The following is a 238-nucleotide window of genomic DNA, read 5'->3' on the forward strand; positions in this document are numbered from 1 at the left end:
CCAGCTAACCAAACAAAGGCGAATCACAGCGCCTCATCCAACTGACACCTAGCTTGATGCACCACCACACCGCGCACCATCCGCGCCGTGGCCATCAAGCCATTGCCCCCATTCGGTGGCAACAGCCGATACCGCGACCCCACGCGAAACGTCTTGTAAAGGTGAAGCGCGTCGTCCATTTCCACCACCACCCAATCGTCATGGCCAAGGCTGTGAGATTCATCGACCACCAGCACAT

The 238-nt window shown here is 58.0% G+C and carries 1 protein-coding gene; it reads right to left on the bottom strand.

Annotation, left to right across the window (positions count from 1 at the left end; all coding sequences use genetic code 11):
• Nucleotides 1–23 precede the first annotated feature (23 nt).
• Nucleotides 24–238, bottom strand: a 215-nt coding sequence (locus R0J92_RS26370) for a hypothetical protein (RefSeq protein ID WP_411053862.1), incomplete at its 5' end; no start/stop codon positions are given.

It is taken from the genome of Tritonibacter sp. SIMBA_163 (genome assembly GCF_046535935.1).
Classification (GTDB): domain Bacteria; phylum Pseudomonadota; class Alphaproteobacteria; order Rhodobacterales; family Rhodobacteraceae; genus Epibacterium; species Epibacterium scottomollicae.